The following is a 3,498-nucleotide window of genomic DNA, read 5'->3' as shown; positions in this document are numbered from 1 at the left end:
AGAAAACGATTTGGTTTGAAGTTTGGGGAAGAATTGAAGCTCTATTAGTCTCAATTCATATATTTTAAACAGCACTAGGTCTAAGTGATATTTTATTTGTAAATTTGCGCCTTCAGAATGACTGCTAAAATTTAGAGCCTTTTCGGCTTGATGATAATCACTTATCAGTTTTACTAAAAAATAAGGGTTTTGTTACTATAACAATGCCTGTTTAAATCATCAAAAAATACGTATGTTAAAAGTAAAAGTACAAGACGGAGAAAACATTGAGCGCGCATTGAAGCGTATGAAGCACAAATTCAGAAACACCAAAGTGCTTCAAAAATTGCGTGAAAACCAACAGTTTACAAAAAAATCTGTCAAAAGAAGAAAAGAAATTCAAAAGGCTTCTTACATTCAAGGCTTGAGAGATCAGGAAAACATTTAAAAAATAAGCTCTATGCACTCGTTTAAAATTTACACCAGTACTCTTAAACCCGATGCAGATGAGAAACAAGAGGTTGTAGATTTTTTATACAATCATCTTGGCCAATATGGTGATCCCAAAGAACACATAATGAGTTGTTTGGAATTTGCTACCATGGAAAACCCTGCCGCATTTGGCGGTTTTGCCTTGGTCATTAAAGAAAAGGATGCCATCCTTGGTGCTACCATTGTCAACAAAACAGGCATGTCAGGTTATATTCCTGAAAACATATTGGTTTATATTGCTGTGCATGAAAAAACAAGAGGCAAAGGTGTTGGCAAAGCTTTAATGGAAAAAGCCATCACACTTGCCGAAGGAGATATTGCCTTGCACGTTGAACCTGACAATCCCGCAAAAAGACTTTACGAAAGGCTTGGTTTTTCAAACAAATACCTTGAAATGAGACTCAAAAAATAGGCTATGCCCATTTTAGACATTTTAGTATTTGTGATTTACCTGATTTTGGTTCTTGGAATCGGGTTTTACTTCTATAGAAAAAATAAAAATACTAACGACTACTACGTGGGCGGCCGGAATATGGGCAGTTTGCATGTGGGTTTATCTGTTGTAGCCACTGATGTGGGTGGCGGGTTTTCCATTGGTCTGGGTGGTCTTGGTTTTATTATGGGGCTTTCCGGTTCGTGGATGTTATTTACCGGATTGATTGGTGCCTGGTTAAGTGCGGTTTTACTCATTCCCAAGGTGATTGAAAAAGGGCATCGCTTTCAATTTTTGACTTTTCCTCAGCTTTTAAAAGAAAATTATGGTGTTACTGTGGCTTTGGTTGCAGGCATCATTTCGTTTATTGGTTATCTAGGTTTTACCTCCTCTCAATTACTGGCAGGAGCCAAGCTTGCTGTTGGCACTTTTCCTGAATTGGATTTACTACACGCACTTTACATAATGGGTGCTGTGGCTGTTGTTTATACTGTTTTTGGCGGTATCAAAGCAGTGATATATACGGACACTTTTCAGTGGGCGATTTTGATGATTGGGCTTATTTTTGTTGGAATTCCCATCGCCTATTTTAAACTGGGTGGCTGGGAAGCCATGCAAGCTGTTTTACCTTCAGAATTTTTCTCTCTTACCAACCTCAGCTGGGTACAGTTTGCGAATTGGTTTATCACCATCGTACCCATCTGGTTTGTGGGTATGACGCTTTATCAACGCATTTATGCCTGCAAAGATGAAAAAACAGCTAAAAAGGCCTGGTATATTGCCGGGTTGTTTGAGTGGCCAGTGATGGCATTTATGGGAATTGCCCTGGGGTTACTTGCCCGAGTGGGTGCTGAACAAGGTCTCTTTATTGCAGATGGTTTTGCTGAAGTTGCAGCAATGGATCCTGAAATTGGATTGCCCTTGTTATTAAAAAACATTCTTCCTGCGGGTTTAATGGGCTTAATGATGGCTGCTTATTTTTCTGCGATTATGTCTACGGCAGATAGTTGTTTACTGGCATCTTCAGGTAATTTTGTAACAGATATACTTGGGCTGAAAGAAAACAACCCTAAAGCAATCTTGATTTCTCAAATCATCACTTTTCTAATTGGTTTCACTGCTGTCTTGATTGCCAGTTATATGACTAGTGTGCTCGATTTAATGCTACTGTCCTATGCCTTTATGGTTTCGGGTTTGTTGGTTCCCGTTTTGGGGATGCTTTGGTCAAAAAAGAAAAAACCTTTAGCAGCAATACTATCCATGCTTTTTGGCGGATTTTCAACATTACTTTTAACTTTTCTGGAAATTGAAATTCCTTTTGGGTTTGACCCCATTCTTGCAGGCGTTTTAATTTCCTTACTTTTGTATTTAACTGTAAAAAAATAGACTCTCAAGTCACAACACACAAAATATGGCATTTGTCACTTTAAGTAAATCTTCTTTAAAACACAATTACCAATTTCTGCAAACGATGTTTGAAAAAAACAGTATTGAATGGGCTCCTGTTTTAAAAATGCTTTGCGGTAACGAAAAATACTTGGAATACATTCTTACCCTGGGCCCCGAACAGGTTTGTGACGCCCGTCTGGGCAACCTGAAAACCATTAAGAAACTTGCCCCTCATAAAGAAACCATTTATATAAAGCCACCGGCAAAAAAAATCATTCCGGACATTATCAGGTTTGCTGATGTGAGTTTTAACACGGAATACATCACCATCAAATGGCTTTCAAAAGAGGCTGTCAAACAAGATAAAATTCACAGGGTAATTATCATGATTGAGTTGGGGGATTTGCGTGAAGGGATTATGGGCGAAGATTTGATTGATTTTTATCAAAAAGTTTTTGAGCTCCCCAACATTGAAGTAGTGGGCATTGGTTCCAATCTCAATTGCCTGAGTGGTGTAATGCCCAGTAAGGACAAGTTGATTCAGCTAAGTTTGTATGAGCAATTAATTGAGGCAAAGTTTGGCAAAAAAATAATAGGTGTTTCGGGTGGGTCCTCAGTTATGGTTCCATTGTTAATGAAAGGGTTGGTTCCTAAAGGGGTGAATCATTTCAGGATTGGCGAAACCTTATTTTTTGGGGTTGATCTTTTTGAAAATGAAACGATAGACGGCATGCAGGATGATGTATTTTTACTTCATTCTGAAATCATAGAAATCACTAAAAAACCAGCAATTCCTTATGGTGAAATGGAAGCCAACCCTTCCGGGGAGACCTTTGAAATTGACGAAAGTGAATTTGGAACGCTTCAAAAACGCGCTATTCTGGACATAGGTCTACTTGATATCACAAAAATTGAGTTTTTAAAAGCGGTTGATGCTGAGTTGAGTTTTATTGGTGCGAGTTCAGATATGCTTGTGCTCAATGTTACCGACACTACCAAAAACTACAAAGTGGGTGATGTGGTTACTTTTAAAATGACTTATATGGGTGCGTTGGGGGTGATGAACTCCAATTATATTGAAAAACGGTTGATTGATTAAATCTCTTTAAGTTTGAGGATTGATCTTCGTTTTCCTACCCAAAGTTCCGTACCAAGTATGATTGTTATTCCTACAGTATACATTACCAAATCCATCCAATCAAATG

The 3,498-nt window shown here is 38.3% G+C and carries 4 protein-coding genes; all 4 read left to right on the top strand.

All coding sequences use genetic code 11. The features are described from left to right. The first annotated feature begins 232 nt into the window (after positions 1 to 232). Genes rpsU through AACY61_RS10565 form a run of 4 tightly spaced genes read left to right on the top strand, consistent with a single transcriptional unit; the run spans position 233 to position 3,392 of the window. On the top strand, positions 233 to 427 hold the full coding sequence (gene rpsU, locus AACY61_RS10580; RefSeq protein ID WP_339611550.1) for a 30S ribosomal protein S21: 195 nt from the start codon (positions 233 to 235) through the stop codon (positions 425 to 427). A gap of 12 nt (positions 428 to 439) precedes the next feature. After that, positions 440 to 883, top strand: coding sequence for a GNAT family N-acetyltransferase (locus AACY61_RS10575; protein ID WP_339611549.1), 444 nt, complete (start codon positions 440 to 442; stop codon positions 881 to 883). Between the two features lie 3 nt (positions 884 to 886). Beyond that, positions 887 to 2,290 (top strand): sodium:solute symporter family protein, encoded by a 1,404-nt coding sequence (locus AACY61_RS10570; RefSeq protein WP_339611548.1) that lies wholly within the window; start codon positions 887 to 889, stop codon positions 2,288 to 2,290. 25 nt (positions 2,291 to 2,315) lie between these two features. Continuing rightward, positions 2,316 to 3,392, top strand: a complete 1,077-nt coding sequence (locus AACY61_RS10565; RefSeq protein WP_339611547.1) for an alanine/ornithine racemase family PLP-dependent enzyme — start codon at positions 2,316 to 2,318, stop codon at positions 3,390 to 3,392. The last annotated feature ends 106 nt before the right edge of the window (positions 3,393 to 3,498 follow it).

This window comes from uncultured Planktosalinus sp. (assembly GCF_963973675.1).
In the GTDB taxonomy this organism is placed as follows: domain Bacteria; phylum Bacteroidota; class Bacteroidia; order Flavobacteriales; family Flavobacteriaceae; genus Planktosalinus.
Note: the sequence above shows the minus strand (reverse complement) of the source record. Positions and strands in the feature narration are given on the sequence as shown.

What these genes read in the sequence shown, in the direction of transcription:
- rpsU (WP_339611550.1), top strand. Translation starts at nt 233, where the DNA reads ATGTTAAAAGTAAAAGTACAAGACGGAGAAAACATTGAGCGCGCATTG.
- AACY61_RS10575 (WP_339611549.1), top strand. Translation starts at nt 440, where the DNA reads ATGCACTCGTTTAAAATTTACACCAGTACTCTTAAACCCGATGCAGAT.
- AACY61_RS10570 (WP_339611548.1), top strand. Translation starts at nt 887, where the DNA reads ATGCCCATTTTAGACATTTTAGTATTTGTGATTTACCTGATTTTGGTT.
- AACY61_RS10565 (WP_339611547.1), top strand. Translation starts at nt 2,316, where the DNA reads ATGGCATTTGTCACTTTAAGTAAATCTTCTTTAAAACACAATTACCAA.